General features: G+C 42.6%; 14 protein-coding genes. 10 read left to right on the top strand and 4 right to left on the bottom strand.

Annotated elements, in window-relative coordinates; translation table 11 throughout:
• The first annotated feature begins 6 nt into the window (after nt 1–6).
• From CQ839_RS04035 to CQ839_RS04010, 6 genes are all read left to right on the top strand, one after another.
• A complete protein-coding gene (locus CQ839_RS04035) occupies nt 7–1,971 on the top strand; it encodes a WD40 repeat domain-containing serine/threonine-protein kinase (RefSeq protein WP_181016092.1) in 1,965 nt (654 codons plus the stop codon).
• A gap of 385 nt (nt 1,972–2,356) precedes the next feature.
• Nucleotides 2,357–3,118, top strand: a complete 762-nt coding sequence (locus CQ839_RS04030; protein WP_103667002.1) for an alpha/beta fold hydrolase — start codon at nt 2,357–2,359, stop codon at nt 3,116–3,118.
• 578 nt (nt 3,119–3,696) lie between these two features.
• Nucleotides 3,697–4,908, top strand: coding sequence for a M48 family metallopeptidase (locus CQ839_RS04025; protein WP_103667001.1), 1,212 nt, complete (start codon nt 3,697–3,699; stop codon nt 4,906–4,908).
• Between the two features lie 185 nt (nt 4,909–5,093).
• Nucleotides 5,094–5,945: a hypothetical protein gene (locus CQ839_RS04020; protein WP_103667000.1), complete on the top strand. Its 852-nt coding sequence runs from the start codon at nt 5,094–5,096 to the stop codon at nt 5,943–5,945.
• Between the two features lie 8 nt (nt 5,946–5,953).
• Nucleotides 5,954–7,072 (top strand): non-hydrolyzing UDP-N-acetylglucosamine 2-epimerase, encoded by a 1,119-nt coding sequence (wecB, locus tag CQ839_RS04015; RefSeq protein WP_103666999.1) that lies wholly within the window; start codon nt 5,954–5,956, stop codon nt 7,070–7,072.
• 80 nt (nt 7,073–7,152) lie between these two features.
• The gene (locus CQ839_RS04010; protein ID WP_103666998.1) at nt 7,153–8,472 is read left to right on the top strand and encodes a CmpA/NrtA family ABC transporter substrate-binding protein; all 1,320 of its coding nucleotides are present in this window, start codon (nt 7,153–7,155) and stop codon (nt 8,470–8,472) included.
• A 250-nt stretch (nt 8,473–8,722) separates the two neighbouring features.
• Here the strand turns inward: CQ839_RS04010 and CQ839_RS04005 are convergent, their stop codons facing one another.
• Nucleotides 8,723–9,412, bottom strand: a complete 690-nt coding sequence (locus CQ839_RS04005) for a response regulator transcription factor (RefSeq protein WP_103666997.1) — start codon at nt 9,410–9,412, stop codon at nt 8,723–8,725.
• Between the two features lie 420 nt (nt 9,413–9,832).
• Here CQ839_RS04005 and CQ839_RS04000 point away from each other — a divergent pair, with 420 nt between their 5' ends.
• From CQ839_RS04000 to CQ839_RS03985, 4 genes are all read left to right on the top strand, one after another.
• Nucleotides 9,833–10,894 carry a phycobilisome rod-core linker polypeptide gene (locus tag CQ839_RS04000; protein WP_103666996.1) on the top strand — a complete coding sequence of 354 codons (1,062 nt, stop codon included), beginning with the start codon at nt 9,833–9,835 and terminating at the stop codon, nt 10,892–10,894.
• A gap of 71 nt (nt 10,895–10,965) precedes the next feature.
• On the top strand, nt 10,966–11,703 hold the full coding sequence (locus tag CQ839_RS03995) for a phycobilisome rod-core linker polypeptide (protein ID WP_103666995.1): 738 nt from the start codon (nt 10,966–10,968) through the stop codon (nt 11,701–11,703).
• A gap of 218 nt (nt 11,704–11,921) precedes the next feature.
• Nucleotides 11,922–14,591, top strand: a complete 2,670-nt coding sequence (locus CQ839_RS03990) for a PAS domain S-box protein (protein ID WP_103666994.1) — start codon at nt 11,922–11,924, stop codon at nt 14,589–14,591.
• Nucleotides 14,592–14,623: 32 nt separating this feature from the next.
• Nucleotides 14,624–15,220, top strand: coding sequence for a Uma2 family endonuclease (locus tag CQ839_RS03985; RefSeq protein WP_103666993.1), 597 nt, complete (start codon nt 14,624–14,626; stop codon nt 15,218–15,220).
• A gap of 35 nt (nt 15,221–15,255) precedes the next feature.
• On the opposite strand, the gene CQ839_RS03980 is transcribed toward CQ839_RS03985, so the two are convergent.
• The 3 genes from CQ839_RS03980 to CQ839_RS03970 form a co-directional block, all read right to left on the bottom strand.
• Complete coding sequence (locus CQ839_RS03980; RefSeq protein WP_103666992.1) at nt 15,256–16,884, bottom strand: B12-binding domain-containing radical SAM protein; 1,629 nt, start codon at nt 16,882–16,884, stop codon at nt 15,256–15,258.
• 82 nt (nt 16,885–16,966) lie between these two features.
• Nucleotides 16,967–18,556 carry a B12-binding domain-containing radical SAM protein gene (locus tag CQ839_RS03975; RefSeq protein WP_103666991.1) on the bottom strand — a complete coding sequence of 530 codons (1,590 nt, stop codon included), beginning with the start codon at nt 18,554–18,556 and terminating at the stop codon, nt 16,967–16,969.
• Between the two features lie 59 nt (nt 18,557–18,615).
• Entirely contained in the window at nt 18,616–19,071 is a 456-nt protein-coding gene (locus CQ839_RS03970) for a YlqD family protein (protein ID WP_103666990.1), read from the bottom strand.
• Between the last annotated feature and the right edge of the window lie 16 nt (nt 19,072–19,087).

Here is a 19,087-nt window from a genome sequence, read left to right as displayed (position 1 = left end):
GTTCTCATGGCGACATCACAAACAATAGGTAAAGCGTTTGGCAATCTGTTAGGCGGACGCTTTCGAGTTGTCCAAACGATCGCTGATGACGCTTATGGGCAGACCTACTTGGTTGAAGATACCGTTGCAGCGGAAATGCCGCGCTGGATTGCGAAGAGTTTTTGTTTGATTAATAAAACTAATCCGCAACTCGACTGGGCGCGATCACTATTTCGCAATCAAGTTCCTAAATTGCAGCAACTTAGCGATCGCAGTACTGACTTCCCAAAGATTACAACCTATTTTGAACAAGAGGAGGGATTTTATATCGTAGAAGAAGCGATTGATGGAACTCGTCTTAGTGATGAGACTGCATTAGGTAGACTCTATAGTGAGTCAGAATTAATTCAATTTCTGCGACAATTATTGACTAGTCTTCATATAGCCCATAGTTCTAATATGGTGCATGGAGATATCTGCCCCAGAAATTTAATTCGCCGTAAGCAGAATCAGAGAGACTATCAGGGCAGCAATCAATCTGTCAATAGTGGTGATCAGCATTTTGTGCTCACTAATTTTGCAGTTCTTAAAGGTATCTATGCAACGGCAGCTCAAAATGGAGTTGTCCTCGGTACGCCTAGCTATATGCCTTACGAGCAAGCCCTTGGAAATTTTACTCCTAGTTGTGATATTTACGCCCTTGGCTTAACTGCGATACAACTTCTCACTGGCTTACATCCTAGCCAGCTAGTTCGCCGAGAAGATCTGAATTTGCTTGACTGGCAGATGGGTTCAACGATTCACCCTAAATTAGCGCTCATTCTCAATCGCATGGTCAAGCATCATTCTGAAGATCGCTATCAGACTGCTCAAGAAGTTCTCTACGATCTCGATAACTTGCCTATGCAAGATGCTGAAAATTTCCAAATGCCCACGTTTACCTTTAGTCAAAATACGAATCGTTGGGCGATAGCGCTAGCCTGTATCGCTGGAATTAGTTGGGGTGTGATCAGTTTCTCTCAATATCTTCCCAAACTAGCCGTTACTCCTACCCCGACTCCTACAGTTGCTGAGCCTGCGCCAGTAACTTCTAATTATATATTGCGACAGACTCTCAAAGGACATACAGGTTGGGTGAGAGCCGTAGCTTTCTTTCCCAATGGATTTAGTCTTGCTAGTGGTAGTTACGATCGCACTTTAAAATTATGGAATACCCGTGACAATCAGTCTTTTGGGACTTTATCGAATCACCTTGGCTCGATTTCGGGAATTAATGCGATCGCCGTACATCCCAATGGCAATACTTTCGCTACCGCCTGTATCGATAAATCGATCAAGTTATGGAACTTCCGTAGTGGCAAACCAGTACGAAATATCGAAGGACATCTTGGACAGGTCTACAGTGTTGCCTATAGCCCTGATGGGAACACTTTGGTCAGCGCTAGTGCTGATAAAACGATTAAGCTTTGGAATTGGCGTAAAGGCGAACTATTACAAACTTTTGAAGGTCATCAGGATAAGGTTGTCTCTGTCGCTTTTTATCCAGATGGTAAAAGAATTGCCAGTGCAAGTTTTGACAAAACCATTAAAATCTGGGATGTAAATACAGGAAAGCAAGTTCTTAGCATGTCTGGACATGGGTCTCCTGTAAATGCGATCGCCTTTAGTCCCGATGGCAAACTACTCGCCAGTGGTAGCCAAGATCAAACTGTAAAAATCTGGGATGTGAGTTCTGGCAAAGTCGTTCGTACTCTTGCTGGGCATGTAGGTGGGGTGTTAGCGGTTGAGTTTAATCGTGATGGCAGTGTGATCGCTTCTGGTGGTGTGGATAAAACAATTCAGATTTGGGACGTGAAAACAGGTAAATCAATGCAAATCCTCAATCAACATGAAGCACCAGTCCTATCGCTCAGTTTTAGTCCTAAAGATGAAACTCTAGTCAGTGGTAGTGCCGATCGCACAGTCAAGGTCTGGCAATTGCAAGCTAAGTAAAGCACAATGCTTTACGCACAATTAAATTTGTCGAAAGTGTTGCTTGGCAACACTTTCGACAAATTTAATTGTGCGTAGGTACTTAGTATCAAAAACAAAAGTAGCACTTTTATTTTTTATTTATTTTGTTTTCCTATTGATAATTATAATCAATAGTGTTAGAGTGTTGATTATGTTCTGATGCGGCTTGACTCAGCACGCTTCATTACACATAGTTCAAATGCGTTGGCAGGAGTGAGTGGTGAAATGCTTTTTACAGGGATTGCTGATATAAATTTTAGTAAAAGTAACTATTTGTCACTCACTCCTTTCTTTTCTCTGGATAGAACAACAACCGATATTTAAAAGTTTATTAATAATTAATAGCAATAAAAACTACCCCAATATGACCTTTAAACAGTCTGCCTCGCCTCAGGTTGTCGGTATTTGCACCAGTCAATCTTTACGCCGCTTCGATTTACAACTATTGCGATCGCTATCGCGACAATATGAGATCGCCCAGTGGGAATATTGCCAAAACCCTGACGAAGCAATCGATCTAAATTTAGCGATCGCCTCATTGCACGAATACTTACAAACTTGTAAAGGCTCCGTGCATTTAGTTGGACATGGAATTGCGGGTTTAGTTGGGTGGCTCTATGCAAAACAATATCCCGAGCAGGTGCGATCGCTAACTTTGTTATCTGTGGGAGTTAACTTAGCAACTAGCTGGCATAGTCACTATTACGAGCAGCGTCAGTTAATAGGTTGTAGTCGGGAAACGATGCTGATGCGGACAGCGTTTTATCTATTTGGCTATCGCGATCGAGAGATGTTGTCTTGGCTAGCCAATTTGCTTAAGCAAGATCTCGATAATTCTCTGGTTCCCCATTCTCTCTATGCACCTACATATATCGCACCAGCTCCGATTGCTGTACCAATGTTAGTTTGTGGTGCATTAGATGACTATGTTATTGGCGGCGAAAATGCCTACCAAAGATGGAGATTGCATCTTAAAGATAGCGATCGCCTTTGGTTGAGTAATCAGGGAAAGCATTTCTTTCATTATTCGCAGTGGCAAGCAGTCAGCAATCAAATTCGTTCTTTTTGGAATTCTTTAGATCTTAATCATGTTGTTTCCATTAAACAGCAAATTGAACTTAGGTGATTTCTTCAAAACCCAAGAATTGATTGGCGGCGCGAAGCGCCGCCAATCAATTCTTGGGTTTTATGTCCTAGTGCGCTTGGCGACAGCTATATAAAGCCTATTATTCTCCCACCTGCCCCTACGCATGGGTATATTTTCTCTTGGAAATCAGCAATTCTCATTATGAAACCAATTTTGGTGTTTCCAGCGCCAAAGGCGCTGGAAACACCAAAATTGGTTGTTTGAAATCCCGCCAACGGCGGGATTTCAAACAACCAATTTTTATAATGAGAACTGCTGCTTGGAAATCTCCTTATACCAAAGCACAAAGTGGCGTAGCCACTTTGTACTTTTAAAACCCTTACAGGGTTTGCTTTTTAATTCACAGAAGTGTTGTCACACTTTTGTGAATTGGTATTAGGAGAAATCCATATCAAACCGAACTTAGGGACTTGCCTCACCGAAGGTGAGGCAAGTCCCTAAGTTCGATTTGATAATCCTATGGGTGATTTTGGGATAGATGATTTTGGGTACGATATGATTTATGAAGTGTAACGCCTAGCAGTAGGTGGCTTACACGCATAATTTTGGAGTTTCTCATGAAATTAGCTGAATTTCTGATCCAAGGACAGCAACTGCGGCAGCAGGATCGCACCTTAGCGATCGCCTATTTTGAGCAATGTCTTCAAAATACAGCCACTGGTGAAAACGTCGAAGAAGATCCCAGTACGACCATCAGGGTTTTACTTGATCTTGCTGTGGAGTTAATTGCCACAAAACAATCTGAATCATTGCAAAGAGCACAAGCTCTTGTGCAACAGGCGGGGGAAGCTTTAAATCAAAATCCAGATCATGTTCACGGACAAGAGGCTTATTTGCTGTATGTGCGTGCAATTCTGGCGCTCGAATTGGGGGAATTGAGCGATGTTTTACATGTTTTGGAGGCGGCTCATGAATCTTATGGAAATAGTTTGGAGGGACAATCTCTCGTTGATGATGCCATCGGTCAATATTATTTACAAGTAAATGATATTCAATCTGCTTTAATGAGTTTTGAGCGCTCCCTGTCAGCGCGACTAGAAATAGAAGACGAATGCACGATTGCCAAAAGCTACGTTTACTTGGGGCAATTGTATTTGGCTTCTGGTGATATTCATCAAGCAGCTAGCCTTTTTCAAAGTACTCTCGATATTGCTTTAGCCAATTCCGATAATTTTTTGCGTTTGCAGGCGCTTAAAGGAATGGTAAAAGTTGCGATCGCTGAGTCTCAATGGCAATTAGCTATTGAATTAAGTAAAGATGCGATATCTCTACTCAAAGAGCCTGTTGATTCCATCGAAATTGGCTATTTATATTGTGATATGGCTGAAGCTCTGCTAGGCAATCGCCAGGTTGAAGACAGCCTGATCTGTATCAGAGTGAATGTTCTGCCTCGTTTCCGCGATTATCAATATCTACGGGGGATTGCGATCGCCAAACATATTCGAGGACGCATCTATGTATATCGATTGCTCGATGGCTTAGATAGTCTTGATGAAGATGCGATCGAAACGGCTGAAGACTCATTACTTGATGCTTCGATCGCTTTTGAGCAATTTGGGATGATGCCTGAATATGCCAAATCTCTCTACGATTTAGCCTGTCTATATCAGATATGTGGTAGTTCGCAGTTTCAATATCAATATCAAGGCAAGTCTTTGCGATCGCTAGAATTATCGCTTAGTGTCTTAGATCAAATTGGCATGAGTAATACCCAGATTGCCTCACAGGTTGAAGCAATGCTAAATAAAGTCATGCGCGGTAGTTTCTAGCTAAAAAATAGAGTGGGCGCAAAGCGCCCACTCTATTTTTAGCTGTATTTATTTTTTAGCTATAAATGGGGGCGCAAAGCGCCCCATTTACTTTTTGCTTTTGGTGACAGCTATAGTTGCAAAAATCTGATACATTTGGCTTAATCTGAAAAACAATTTTAGGATTAGCATCCGAGGTTGATGCCATGACACAAAATCCACTAGTTGAACAAGCCAAACAGGGTAACGTTAATGCGATCGCATCGCTAATGAATCGATTGCTCAAGTCTCAAGCAATGCTAGCAAACGTTGAGCGTGACGGCGATCGCTTAGAAATTTTAATTGAGTCAGATCTGCGATCGCTAGACGATGAGGTACGAATTCCTAATCGGCAGGTACTAGTGGGGATGCTCAAGAAATGGTTTGTGACCCTTGAAGTTAAGACAGTTTCGAGAATCTCGGTGTCATGGCAGCAAACAGGATTTGATGAACCTGCATGGACTGAGGAAATTTACTTAGTTGAGCAAGAAGATCGCAATATTAGTGAAAATGGCGGAATCACTGAGACTCAACAAAGTCCTAGAATACCTCCTTTACCAGTATTGCCACAAAAATCTATGATTGAGCGAAATGTTCGCAGCGATCACACAAATAGCGAAAACAATCCTCCAGCATCTAGTACTGACCTAGATGAAATGTTTGGAGACACAAGTTTTCCTGAATCTTTACCAAATATTAATTCAACTAATTCTCTAGATCCTGATTTAGTTAAGATGCGATCGGCTAAGGAAACAGAGCTACTATTTTTTTCAGATGTTCCTTTAAGTCCTGATTCCACAGAGAGTAGTGATTTTCATTCTGAGGCAACAATTCCTTCGACAAATAACATTTCTTGGCAAGATTTAATTATTAGAACCCCAGTTTTTGCAATTCAGCTTGCTCAATACGTTGTTGTTTGTGCGATTATTATTGCCACCTTGAGAGGAATTCATACCGTTTTTGGTAGTAGCAAAGCACCTAAAGCTGTATCTGTTTCACCCCAATTGGTTATTAAGTAAGGATTATTGTGTCAACTCAATTCCATGTTTGTATTACTTTAGGAACTCGTCCAGAGGCTATTAAACTTGCTCCAATCATTCATCTATTCAGAAATAATCTTGAGTTCCAAACTTCGGTGATTTTAACTGGGCAACATCGAGAAATGGTGGAACAGGTGATGCAGTTGTTTGAACTCAAAGCAGATTATGACTTGGACATCATGCAGCCGAAGCAAACTCTCACTCAGATTACCTGTAACAGTTTGAACGGTTTAGAGAAGTTATACAAAGAAATTCAGCCAAATATTGTTCTAGTCCAAGGTGATACAACTACAGCTTTTGCGGCGGCGTTAGCTGCCTTTTATCAGCAAATTCCTGTTGGACATGTGGAGGCAGGGCTGCGAACAGACAATCTATTTAATCCATTTCCTGAAGAAGCAAATCGTCGTTTAGTCTCACAAATTGCCCAGCTTCATTTTGCGCCTACCAACGCCTCAGTGCATAATCTCCAAGTTTCTGGCGTAAAAACTGGTATCCACAACACAGGTAATACAGTAATTGATGCATTGTTATATGTTTCAGGGCGATCGCCTAAATGTGAGATTAAAGGCTTAGATTGGTCAGCCCATCGGGTGATTTTAGCCACCGTCCATCGTCGGGAGAATTGGGGAGAGCCGTTAGCTCAAATTATCCAAGCATGGTTGCAGATCTTGGCAGACTTTCCTGATGTGGCTTTGGTATTGCCATTGCATCTTAATCCTGTGGTGCGGGAGCCTTTAATCGAGAAACTGGGCAATCATCCACGGATTTTCTTGGTTGAACCTTTGGATTATGAACAATTGGTTGGGGCTATGCAGCGCTGCTATCTGATCATGAGTGACTCAGGTGGCTTGCAAGAAGAAGCCCCGAGTCTCGGTAAACCCGTATTGGTATTGCGTTCCACCACTGAGCGTCCAGAAGCGGTTGATGCAGGTACAAGCAAGCTGGTCGGCACAGAAACCGATGATATTGTGGCAGCGGCTTCCAAATTGCTCAGCGATCGCAATGCCTATGACCAAATGGCGAATATTGCTAATCCCTTTGGCGATGGCAAATCTAGTCAGCGTATCCTAGATATAGTTCATTCTTTTTTAAACGCCTCGCGCTGAACTGAAAAACAAAAAATTTGATAAAAGTGTTGCAGAGCAACACTTTTATCAAATTTTTTGTAATTGCTGTAAGAAATGTTATGCAACTCTCTAGACGTAAGCTCCTAACTAGCTTTGGCGTAGCAGCAAGTACAGTATTGCTGAGTAACTGTACGCCTAAAACCTCAGTAAATCAGTCACTTCAGATTAATCCTGAAGTGAAGGTGTCTGACATCCCAGAAGTACAATCAGTTCGGCTTGGCATAATTCCATCGCTCGAAATTGCGCCAATTTTAGTTGCCCAAAATAAAAAACTATTTGCCAAATATGGCATGACTGATGTGGAACTGGTTCCATTTAAATCTTGGCAAGATATCTGCGATCGCACGGCAATAGGAACCGAATTGGGCACAAGTGATGATGGTATTGATGGCGGGCATTTCTATAGTCCTTTACCTGAACTGATGAATGAGGGCTTAATCAAACGACATCCGCGCAAAACCGCTATGTATGTACTGATGCGACTGCATACTCATGGCGGATATATTGTTGCCTCTAAACGACTTAAGCCTTTTGGCATTCAGCTTAAACGTGCTACCTTCTCACCTTGGCAAGATGTTGCTAAGTTCTTTGGTCAGCCAATGTATGGTGCGATCGCAGAACTAGGCAGTAATTATGACCTATGGCTAAGATATTGGCTAGCATCAATGGATGTAATTCCTAAACAAAATATCGATATTCTGGAGATTCCATTTGATGAGATCATTCCACAAGTTAAACAGAATAAAGCTGATTTACTCTGCCTAGATAGCTGGCGCAGCCTTAAATTAATTGAAGCTAACCTTGCTGACCCTGCGATCGCTATTGGTGAGATCTGGCACAATTACCCTGGGGAGATTTTGGCAATGCGAGCTGATTGGGTAGATAAATATCCGATCGCGACTCAAGCTCTGCTCCAAGCGATTATGGAAGCACAGATCTGGTGTGATGATCCTGCTAATGTTAGGGAGTTGGATACACTTTTAGCTCTAAGTTTTACAAGTCGTAATCTCATATCTGAGCCGATCAAGATGTTTTCTCAGCTTTTCCAAAATAGTCCCAAACAAAGCATGAAAAGGCTGAAGATAGATAGCCCTAATTCCATTAGTTCTATTAAATATTGGTCAAATGATGATATATCGGTTTCATATCCATACAAAAGCCACGATTTTTGGTTTCTGAGAGAATATCATCGATGGAATCCTTTGCCTAATGATTTTGAGACTAAAGAAACCATTGATGCCGTAAATCGTGAAGATCTTTGGAAAAATGCAGCTAAAGCGATCGGGGTTCCTGATACCAATATCCCCATTTCAACTTCACGAGGAGTAGAAACTTTTTTTGATGGTTCAACTTACGATCCTAAATTATCAAACATATAGCAGTCGCCAAGTGTGAATAGGATATAAATTGATTGGCGGCGCGAAGCGCCGCCAATCAATTTATATCCTATTCACAAAAGTTTTGCCACACTTCTGTGAATTAAAAACTAAACCCAGTAAGGGTTTTAAAAACACAAAATGGCGTAGCCATTTTGTGTTTTGGTATGATTTGTCCTAAGACGAGTGACTGCAACTATAAAACCTAAAAACCTGTACCGCCAGCTAAGCAAGCGGTACAGGTTTTTAGGTTTTAGCGAAGTTTACTGTAATTCCGATTTAGACGGTAGCCCATACTATGAACTGTCTCAATTAAATCTTCGTTAGCACCTGCGGCTTTCATCTTTTGACGCAAACCTCGAATATGCACCTTCACGGTATGCTCCTCTGGCGGTGACTCCAAAGACCAAACATGCTCGATCATGACACTACGGCTCAATACCCTTCTTCCATTGCGAAGTAGCAATTCTAAAAGAGAATATTCCTTGGGCGTTAAATGGATAGGATTTTCACCATAGCCAACTTCGCAAGTGCTTGGATTAAGATACAGTTCACCCCACTCCAAGACTGGCGATGCGATTTGACTACCACGACGTAATAGGGCGCGAATCCTTGCAAATAGCTTTTGTAAATCAACAGGCTTAACAATATAATCATCGGCTCCCACGTCTAGCCCGTTAATTTCATGATCGATCGTGTCGCAAGCAGTAAGCATCAAGATTGGTAAGCTGTAGCCATGGGATCGCAACCGATGGCAGAGACTAATACCATCCAGTTCTGGCAACATTAAATCCAAAAGCATCAGATCGTAATCTAGGGACTGAGCTTGATGCCAGCCAGTTTCACCATCAGCGGCAATATCCACAACATAGCGCTCATCGGTTAGCGCTTCAGCCAAGGTTTCGGCAAGGCGGATATCATCTTCAACTAGAAGAATCCTCATAGGATGAATTTTTTTGGAGATGCGATCAGACTTCTCTAATTCTACAAAAATTTGTTACCAAAATTACGATTCCAAAACCCAAGAAATAATCGCAGTGCGAAGCGCCGCCATTATTTCTTGGGTTTTGGAGAGTGGCGGCAGCTATATATCACAGATTGCGACTTGTAAACCCAAATAAATGTAACAGAACATCAAGATTTATTGCCTAGAATCAATCTTTCCGTTTTCTTTACAATTCTCTAACTAGTTTCCTTACTTTTGGTATGGGATTATTTAGATTCATCGTGAGAAAACAGTGATTGTTTTTATATCACTTCGATTTTTCGCACAATACTTGATAGACAGGTTTAATTCTTCTACTCCCTTTAATTATATTCATTTAACATTAGAATCCATTTTTATTCCGAGAAGATATTTAACATGGTCAGTACTTTTATTAATCCATTGGTTAACCCAGAAGCAAACCTTGGGGTTAGTCGATTCGATGAAACAGAACCAATCCAACTTTGGCAAAATCATTCCGAATCTGAGGTCGATTTAGTTATTCGTGCCGCCTATCGCCAAGTACTTGGCAATGCCTATTTAATGGAAAGCGAACGGTTGCTTGTTGCCGAATCTCAACTTAGACAGGGAGAACTCTCTGTACGCGAATTTGTGCGTCAGATTGCCCTATCGGATCAGTATCGCGCTAGATTTTTTGAGCCATGTCCACGAATGCGATTAATTGAACTCAACTTCAAACATTTGCTCGGTCGTGCTCCTGAAAGTGCTGAAGAGATGGCTGATCATGCTCAGTTACTCGATCGCGGTGGGTTTGAGATGGAAATCAATAATTACATCGATAGCGATGAATATCATCATGCTTTTGGCGAAGATACCGTTCCTTACTATCGTGGGCATAAATCCCAAATGGGGAAGAAAATGGTGGGATTTACGCATATGTTTCAGCTTTTGCGCGGATCAGCTAGCAGCGATAAAGATCCAACTCATCAAAATCGCTTTCGACTGAATAGTTGTATTTTCCGAAATCGTCCAAGCGCGATCGCACCACTCAAGGGCGCATCTTCTGCTCCCTACGGCAAGCTCAAAGTTAGTGATACTGCTGCCATTCTTGCTGAAGTCTTTAAGCCTAAAGTCTCAGGTATCGGACAAGCCGATTCTTGGGGGACATCGGCAAGGTTTGCTGCCGAACAAGCATTACGCCAAACTCTACTCGATCAAGATCTCATTATCGAAAGTTTGCAAACACAACTTGCCGATCTTCGTCCAGCGGCTTCTATTGGTGCATCTTATCTCAAAAATTCTTGGCAACCTTTGGTCGTCTCAGTTCAAGGAGATGCCTCTGACTCCTTATTACAACAGTCAGACAATCAGATTAAACAGATTGCAAACCTGCAAGCTCAGATTGCCGATGCGCGGAGATATGCCTCGATCGGTGATGCGCGATTGAACAAATGGCGCAGCCGCGTTTTCAATAGTTAACGCTCAATGTAGAGCTTGACGCTTTGCGCCAAGTTCTAAAAATTCATTAAAATTTTTTAGGAGAATTATTTATGTCGCTTCCATTGTTAGAGTACAAACCTTTATCCCAAAATCAGCGCGTGGCTGGATTTGAAGTCGCAGGTGATGAGCAACCTCGGATTTATAGCACCGACAATCTGCTATCTGGCTTTGAGATGGATTTGTTGATCAGCGCCGCCTATCGTCAAATCTGCAATGAACAGCAGATGCTAGAAAGCCATCGTCAAGTAAATCTAGAGTCTCAGCTGCGAGCAGGACAAATTACAGTTAGAGGATTCATTCGTGGCTTGGTATTATCTGATTCCTTCAGACGATTGACTTTTGATAGTAATAATAACTATCGCTTTGCCGAGATTTGTATCCAGCGAATTCTTGGTCGTAATGTCTATAGCGATCGCGAAAAGATTGCATGGTCAATTGTGATTGCGACCAAGGGCATCCAAGCTTTTGTTGATGAGTTGCTCAGTAGCGAAGAATATCTCAGTAACTTTGGTGATAGTGTTGTTCCCTATCAACGTCGTCGTATCTTGGCTAAGCAGACCAAGGGCGAAGTCACCTTTGCTCATACTGCTCGTTATGGTGCTGACTATCGAGATCGTATGCCTAAACAAGTCTTTAAAGGCAATAAAGGCGCGGCTAGATTGGATTATGTCCGTTGGGAATGGCAAAAGAATCCACCTGCTATTGTTAGCAAAATTGGTGCAGGTATTACCTATGCTGGTGCTGCTTTTGTTGGTGTATTGCTATTGGGAGTTTTAATTGGGTTGTAAACTTTATAATTTATAAACAATCTTAAAAAAGCCTTGCAAAGCAAGGCTTTTTTAAGATTGTTTATAGTTAGTTATACCAATTCACAAAAGTGTGACAACACTTCTGTGAATTAGAAACCAAACCCTGTAAGGGTTTTAAAAACACAAAATGGCTGCGCCACTTTGTGTTTTGGTATTAGAGCGTTTGGAGCTACGTCCTTTTCAGGATGGTTGGGAGTATGACCAGTTTTTATGCGATCGCAATTTGCCTTAGCCTTTTCATCCTATTGGTAGGCTTCCTTTTTTTTACAAGAGAAGGAAATCGTCGTCGTACAGAAAAATTATTGCGACAGCAGAGCGATCGCGAAAGACTGGTTACACAAATTGCTCACCAAATTCGCCAATCCCTCAATCTTGATGAAGTCCTTGCCACCACAGTCAAAGAAGTCCAACTCTTTTTGCAAGCAGATCGCGTCCTAATTTATCGCCTATGGGACGATGGCACTGGTAGCGCTATCCATGAAACTGTCTTACCAGCCTACCCCAGTATTTTAGGTCAAGTCTTTCCCGAAGAAGTTTTCCCTCAACAATATCATCAAGCTTACTCTTTAGGAAAAGCTCGCTCCATTGCTAACGTTATGCAGGCTGATGTAGAACTGTGTCTTGCTGATTTTGTAAAACAGTTTGGAGTTCAAGCTAAACTAGTAGTACCAATTATTCAAGAAAATCGCAAAGGGAATGAGTCAGAAACTTCTCATCCCTATCTCTGGGGATTATTGATCGCGCATCAATGCAATCATCCACGCCAATGGGAAGACTGGGAAGTGGAGCTAATGAAGCAACTCGCTACTCAGGTAGCGATCGCTATTCAACAATCAGAGCTTTATAAGCAACTTCAACATCTCAATATGCAACTCGAACTGCGAGTTCAACAGCGTACCATCGAACTTGCTAATGTTAATGCTTCCCTACGAGATGAGATTTCAGAACGGCAGCGTACGGAAGTTGCCCTGCGCCATACCAATGAAACCCTCCAAGCTCTAGTCAGTGCTTCTCCCCGTGCAATTTTTATGCTGGATTTAGAAGGGAGAGTTAAAATCTGGAATCCTGCGGCTGAACAGATGTTTGGCTGGAAAGAAGATGAGGTAATTAATCATCCTAGTCCAATTCCATTAGATGAACAATTAGAAGATCGTACCACCATCCTAAATAGCGTTCTTCAAGGTAAAACCTATACTCGATTAGAAATGTCTCGCTTAAAAAAAGATGGCTCAGCGATCGACATCATTTTCTCGGCGGCTCCCTTGCCCGACTCAAATGGGGAAATCAGCGGACTCGTTGCTGTAATCGCGGATATTTCCGAACAAAAAAGACAAGCAGAACAGGTGCGACTATTGCAATCCGTCGTAGTCAATACCAATGACGCAGTAATCGTTACAGAAGCAGAATCTATCGACGCTCCTGGTCCCAGAATCCTCTATGTAAATGAAGCTTTTACAAGAATCACTGGCTACAAACCTGAAGAGGTGTTAGGAAAAACGCCACGAATTTTGCAAGGAGCAAAAACGGATCAAGCCCAACTCAAGAAAGTCCGCAATGCACTTTGCCGATGGGAATCTATCACGGTTGAAGTCATTAACTATTGCAAAGATGGATCAGAATTTTGGAATGAATTTAGCCTAGTGCCTGTCGCGAATGCAAAAGGTTGGTATACCCATTGGATTGCTGTGCAGCGTGACACTACTGAGCGTAAGCAAGTTGAACAAGCACTGCGACAAAGCGAAGAACGCTTCCGATCGCTGATCGAAAATGCCTTAGATATTATTATGATCCTCGATCCTGATGGCACAATTGGCTATGTTAGTCCCTCTGTCGAAAAAGTTTTAGGCTATGCTGTCACTGAGCTTGTTGGCGAAAATGTAAATGCATTTATTCATCCAGAGGATTTGCCGATCGCCCAAAGTTTTCCGCAAGTGACATTGCGCGATCGCCTTACCAATAATAATCAAGCCGAAATTCTCAATCCCATCGAATTTCGGCATCGGCATCAAGATGGTTCTTGGCGAATTCTTGAAGCCATCAGTCAGCCCTTTGCTGATAGTGCAGCAACTTTGCGCGTTATGGTCAATGCCCGTGACATCACTGAGCGTAAACGCCTTGATGAAATTTGGCTAGCTCTTGAAAGAGAGAAAGAACTAAGTGAGTTAAAAACGCGCTTTTTCTCCATGGCATCCCATGAGTTTCGCACGCCATTGAGCACAGCTTTAGCAGCAGCTCAGGTTCTCGAAAACTCTCAACAGGAATGGGATAATACTGAAAAAAGATTGCGTAACTTACATCGTATCCAAGATTCAGTGAGGAATATGGTGCAGTTACTTGATGACATTTTGACAATCAATCGTGCTGAGACAGGAAAACTCGCATTTAACCCTAAATCTCTAGCACTAGAAGCCTATTGCCGTCATTTCGTCGAAGAGATGCAACTCAATGCTGGAAATCTGCATCAGCTCACTTTTAGTTGTCAAGGAAGGTCTCAGCATGTTTGTCTGGATGAAAAGCTATTGCGATCGATGCTCTCTAATTTACTTTCTAACGCTATTAAATATTCTCCACAGGGTGGGAATATCTCTCTTTCTCTACAGTTCCAATCAGGCAACCTCATAATTAAAGTTCAAGATCAAGGGATTGGTATTTTACTAGAAGATCAAAAACAATTGTTTGAGCCCTTTCATCGAGGTAAAAATGTCAAAACTATCTCTGGCACTGGGCTAGGTTTAGTTGTCGTCAAAAAATGTGTGGATTTACATCAAGGGCATATTTCCATCAGTAGCGAAGTTGGACGAGGAACAACCTGTGTAATCAATATTCCCTTGAAATCCAAGCCCCTTAATGGGGATGGCTTGTTATAATTGCTATATCGCTCTGCCAAGGAAAAACTATCATGACTCAAGCGATCGCTCCCCCCGAAATCTCAACCAATGTCAAGGAAGATAGCCTTCTATGGACAAGTGCCGACCTAGAGCTACTACCCGACAACGGCAACCGTTATGAAATTATTAATGGAGAACTTTGCGTGACTAGAGCGCCTCACTGGAAACATCAAACCACCTGCGGCAACTTCTATGCCAAGCTCAAATTATGGTCAGATCAAACCAAATTAGGATATGCAGCAATCGGTGCAGGTGTGATCTTTGGTGATAAAGATGATGTTATTCCTGATGTGGTATGGGTCAGCAAAGAAAAATATGAAGCTTTGATTGATGAGTCAGGACATTTACTTGGTGCGCCTGATCTTGCGATCGAGATCCTGTCATCAGGCAAAGAAAATGAAAGACGCGATCGCGAAGTTAAGTTAAAGCTCTATTCATCTCAGGGTGTATTGGAATATTGGATCGCTGATTGGAGAGCTAAGCAAATCCAAGTATATCGCCGCGAGAATGGCATTCTCAAACTAACCATGACTCTATTTGTAAGTGATACAATCACTTCACCATTATTACCAGAATTCTCTTGTCCCCTAGCCCAGATTTTTGAATAAATAAAAGCGGCGCTTAGCGCCGCTTTTATTTATCGCTACTTAACTTCTTGTAAGTCTTGCACTTGCTCCGCTGGTTGAACCGTTGGCAGAACCTTCGGTTGAAGTACAGGAGGATTGGCGAGATAATCAGCAAGTTGAGCTTCGATTTGTTCGCGCACGATCGAGCGATATTCGAGGAAATGCTCACCTTGAGCGCAAACTGATAGATAGCTAGTCACCACATTTGGATAACGCTTCATCAAGTCAAAGAGATTAATCCAGAATTGGAAACGGGTCTTGCGCACAAAACCTTGTCTCCAGCATAGGATTAGCAAGGCTTTGATTGCAGTCCAATCAGTTTTCTTCTTAGCATCAGTCTTCTCACGCTTGATCCGCTTATATGGCGACTCGCCAAGAATCAAGAAATGGCGATAGGTACGATTGAGGAAGACAAGGGGATCATAAAGAGTCCAGAAAGCGTGAACATATTCCGTCGCAATATCTTCTAGAGGACGAGTGGGCATGAAATTCATCAAAGTGGCTTGATGCCCATTACTATTCTGGGTAATCATCCGTCCTTCTTTGTTCAATCGATGCCATAGCCCTGTGTCAGGCAAAGCTTGCAGCATACTGAAGAGAGCCGTCGGAACAGCGGTAAGTTCCACAAACTGAACAATGCGATCGCCTGCTCCTTTTTTCTCACCATCGAAGCCAATGATAAATCCAGCCATGACCCGAATTCCTGCTTTGGCGATGTTAATTACCGATTCAGACAGGGGATCACGATTGTTTTGGAACTTCTTAGTGAGCGCCAAACTATCAGTGTCAGGGGTTTCGATGCCAAGGAAGACGGAACCAAAATTACATTCCACCATCATCTGCATCATTTCAGGGTCTTGGGCAAGATCTACTGATGCTTCTGTTGCAAAGGAGAAGGGGAAATTACGCTCTTTCATCCAAGGTTTTAACTCTTGGAGCATTACCTTCACGTTGCGCTTGTTGCCGATGAAGTTATCATCAACCATGAAAATACTGCGTCTCCATCCGAGATCGTAGAGACATTGTAATTCAGCAAGAATCTGAGCAGGGGTCTTAGTACGAGGTTTACGTCCATAGAGAACGATGATGTCGCAAAATTCGCACTGGAAGGGGCAACCACGGGAGAATTGCACCGACATTTCCGCATAGCGGTTCATTTCTAATAGATCAAAACGGGGTATAGGCGTATCAGTGACCGCAGGTTTCTCGCCATTGGCTCGCAAAATACCACTGCGATCGCCTCTTTCTATTGCTTCAACAAACATCGGCAAAGTGATTTCGCCTTCGTCCAGAATCAAGAAGTCTGCACCTGAAACTTTCGCTTCTTCAGGTAAAGCGGTGGGGTAGGGGCCACCAACGGCGACCAATTTACCGCGTTTTTTCGCTTCTTGAATTTGAGCGAGAAAATCTGTCTTTTGGACGATCATCGCTGAGAGGATCACCACTTCCGCCCATTCCCACTCGGATTCGGTGATATCACGCACATTGCGATCGACTAGCTTAAATTCCCAAGTTTGTGGCAAGATCGCAGCAACTGTAACCATGCCAAGAGGTGGTAGTTGAGCCTTATAACCAACTAATTCTAGAGTTTTTTCAAACGACCAAAAGCTTTTGGGGAATAAGGGATAGACGAGTAAAACACGCATTATTTATATTTTGGGGTTGGGTTTGATTAATGTTGTACTGTAAATATTATAAGGGGAGGTGAGAAGCACCACCCTTATGAGCTTAGCTAGCAAGAAGATCAAGCTCCTTTTTAGAAACATCCTGAAGTTTTTTCAGACGTTTTTCTTCTACCCAATAAACAGCCAATTGTCCTTCGATTTCATTGCGCACGATATCGCGGTACTCCATGAAATGTTCATTGTGTGCGCAGACAGTTAGGTATTGTTCCCAAACCGCAGGGTTAGTCTTGATCATGCTAAACAAATGATGCCAGAACTTCCAACGAGTATTGCGTTTAAATCCTTGCCGCCAAATAACGATCGCCAGAGCCTTGAGATCAACCCAGCTAGGGGACTGATCTGGAGGTTTAACTCTAGGTGCGCCCATTTTAAGGTAGTAACTATAAACACGATCTAGATAGGCATTCGGCTCGTAGAGAGCGCAAAAGGCTTCAACATATTCATGAGCGATCTCTTCGATGGGGCGAGTCGGCACAAAATTCAACAGTGTGGTCTGGTTAATATTGCCATTACCACTCCGCAAGCGACCTTCTTTTTCTAGTCGATGTGAGAGTGCCGTATGAGGCAGTGCTTGCAACATCGCAAAAGTGGTGGCAGGAATGCCAGTCTGTTTTACAAATTGGACAATGCGATCGCCTGCTCCAGATTTTTCACCGTCAAACCCAATGATAAAGCCAGCCATTACCCGCAATCCTGTCTTGGTGATTGTTTCGACGGCTTCAATCAAAGAAGAGCGTGTATTTTGGAATTTTTGAGTAAGTTGTAAGCTTTCTTCGTCAGGAGTTTCAATACCGACGAACACAGCATCAAAACGACATTCCATCATCAGATCCATCAGTTCTTGATCAGCCGCCAGATCTACAGATGCTTCGGTGATAAAACTGAAAGGATATTGATGATTTAGCTGCCAAGTTTTTAACTCTTGCAACAACAGTCTGACGTTACGCTTGTTACCAATAAAATTATCATCAACCATAAATACGCTACGTCGCCACCCTAACTCATTGAGACGGTCAAGTTCGGCAAGTAGTTGGGCGGGAGTCTTGGTACGGGGTTTGCGTCCATACAGCACAATGATGTCGCAGAATTCGCATTGGAAAGGACATCCCCGCGAGAACTGAATCGACATCGAATCATAAGCATCAAGCTCTAAAAGATCAAAACGCGGCACAGGAGTACCCGTAATATCTGGCTTTTCAGTAGTGCGGAAAGTGCCACTGGGTTCGCCCTTGGCGATCGCCTCCACAAACATTGGCAAAGTAATTTCGCCCTCATCTAAAATAAGGTAATCAACACCTGCACCTTGAGGGTCTTCAGGCATCGAAGTAGGATAAGGCCCACCACAAGCAACTTTTTTGCCACGTCGCTTTGCTTCTTTAATTAAAGACAAAAGGTCATCTTTTTGGACGATCATTGCCGACAAAAGTACTAAATCCGCCCATTGCCACTCCGCCTCTGTGATTGTGCGTACATTGCGATCGACTAGTTTAAAGCTCCATTCTTGGGGCAAGATTGCCGCAACTGTGATCAAACCTAGCGGCGGTAGTAACACTTTACGATTTACTAGCTCTAAGATTTTTTCGTAAGACCAAAACGTTTTTGGAAAAAGTGGATAAACCAGTAAAACGTTCATTCGTTTAGGGATAAGTGGGCGGATACAAAAAAGCCTGCTGTACACAGCAGGCTTTTTAATTAGACAGCAGGAAAACCAGTACGGATATCTTCGATAATGCCGTCGCGGAGGACAATTTCTACGCGCATTTGGGCAATCAAGTTATCACCTTTACCTGCGGGGAAGTAGCTGTCAAGCTGCCCTTGGGAAACTTCTTGCTCTAGTTCCAGATTTTGAACTTGGGTCAATTGGGTCAACAATTGATTCTTTTGTTCTAATAATTCTGCCTTGACTCGATTCATTTCGGCGCGAATACCTTCGATCGCATTGGAAACTTCGGCAGAAAATGGTTTGATGCTTTGGCGTTCAATTTCGTTAATCTGACGTGAGCCTTGAGCATCGACTTGCTGAACTTGACCATCCAGTTGGGCAATTTGTTGTTGCAGTTGTTGCTGCATTTCCTCTTTCCAGCGCTGCGTCACAATTACTTGAATATTGGCGGTGCGACGCAATAAAAGCTGATTAGAAAAATCCATCGAATTCACACTTATC

The sequence above is a fragment of the Pseudanabaena sp. BC1403 genome, from assembly GCF_002914585.1.
Classification (GTDB): Bacteria; Cyanobacteriota; Cyanobacteriia; order Pseudanabaenales; family Pseudanabaenaceae; genus Pseudanabaena.
This window is presented reverse-complemented; position numbering and strand designations above follow the sequence as displayed.

What these genes read in the sequence shown, in the direction of transcription:
- CQ839_RS04035 (WP_181016092.1), top strand. Translation starts at nt 7, where the DNA reads ATGGCGACATCACAAACAATAGGTAAAGCGTTTGGCAATCTGTTAGGC.
- CQ839_RS03970 (WP_103666990.1), bottom strand. Translation starts at nt 19,071, where the DNA reads ATGGATTTTTCTAATCAGCTTTTATTGCGTCGCACCGCCAATATTCAA.
- CQ839_RS04005 (WP_103666997.1), bottom strand. Translation starts at nt 9,412, where the DNA reads ATGAGGATTCTTCTAGTTGAAGATGATATCCGCCTTGCCGAAACCTTG.
- CQ839_RS04010 (WP_103666998.1), top strand. Translation starts at nt 7,153, where the DNA reads ATGCAACTCTCTAGACGTAAGCTCCTAACTAGCTTTGGCGTAGCAGCA.
- CQ839_RS03995 (WP_103666995.1), top strand. Translation starts at nt 10,966, where the DNA reads ATGTCGCTTCCATTGTTAGAGTACAAACCTTTATCCCAAAATCAGCGC.
- CQ839_RS04000 (WP_103666996.1), top strand. Translation starts at nt 9,833, where the DNA reads ATGGTCAGTACTTTTATTAATCCATTGGTTAACCCAGAAGCAAACCTT.
- CQ839_RS04030 (WP_103667002.1), top strand. Translation starts at nt 2,357, where the DNA reads ATGACCTTTAAACAGTCTGCCTCGCCTCAGGTTGTCGGTATTTGCACC.
- CQ839_RS04020 (WP_103667000.1), top strand. Translation starts at nt 5,094, where the DNA reads ATGACACAAAATCCACTAGTTGAACAAGCCAAACAGGGTAACGTTAAT.
- CQ839_RS03990 (WP_103666994.1), top strand. Translation starts at nt 11,922, where the DNA reads ATGACCAGTTTTTATGCGATCGCAATTTGCCTTAGCCTTTTCATCCTA.
- CQ839_RS03975 (WP_103666991.1), bottom strand. Translation starts at nt 18,556, where the DNA reads ATGAACGTTTTACTGGTTTATCCACTTTTTCCAAAAACGTTTTGGTCT.
- CQ839_RS03980 (WP_103666992.1), bottom strand. Translation starts at nt 16,884, where the DNA reads ATGCGTGTTTTACTCGTCTATCCCTTATTCCCCAAAAGCTTTTGGTCG.
- CQ839_RS04025 (WP_103667001.1), top strand. Translation starts at nt 3,697, where the DNA reads ATGAAATTAGCTGAATTTCTGATCCAAGGACAGCAACTGCGGCAGCAG.
- CQ839_RS03985 (WP_103666993.1), top strand. Translation starts at nt 14,624, where the DNA reads ATGACTCAAGCGATCGCTCCCCCCGAAATCTCAACCAATGTCAAGGAA.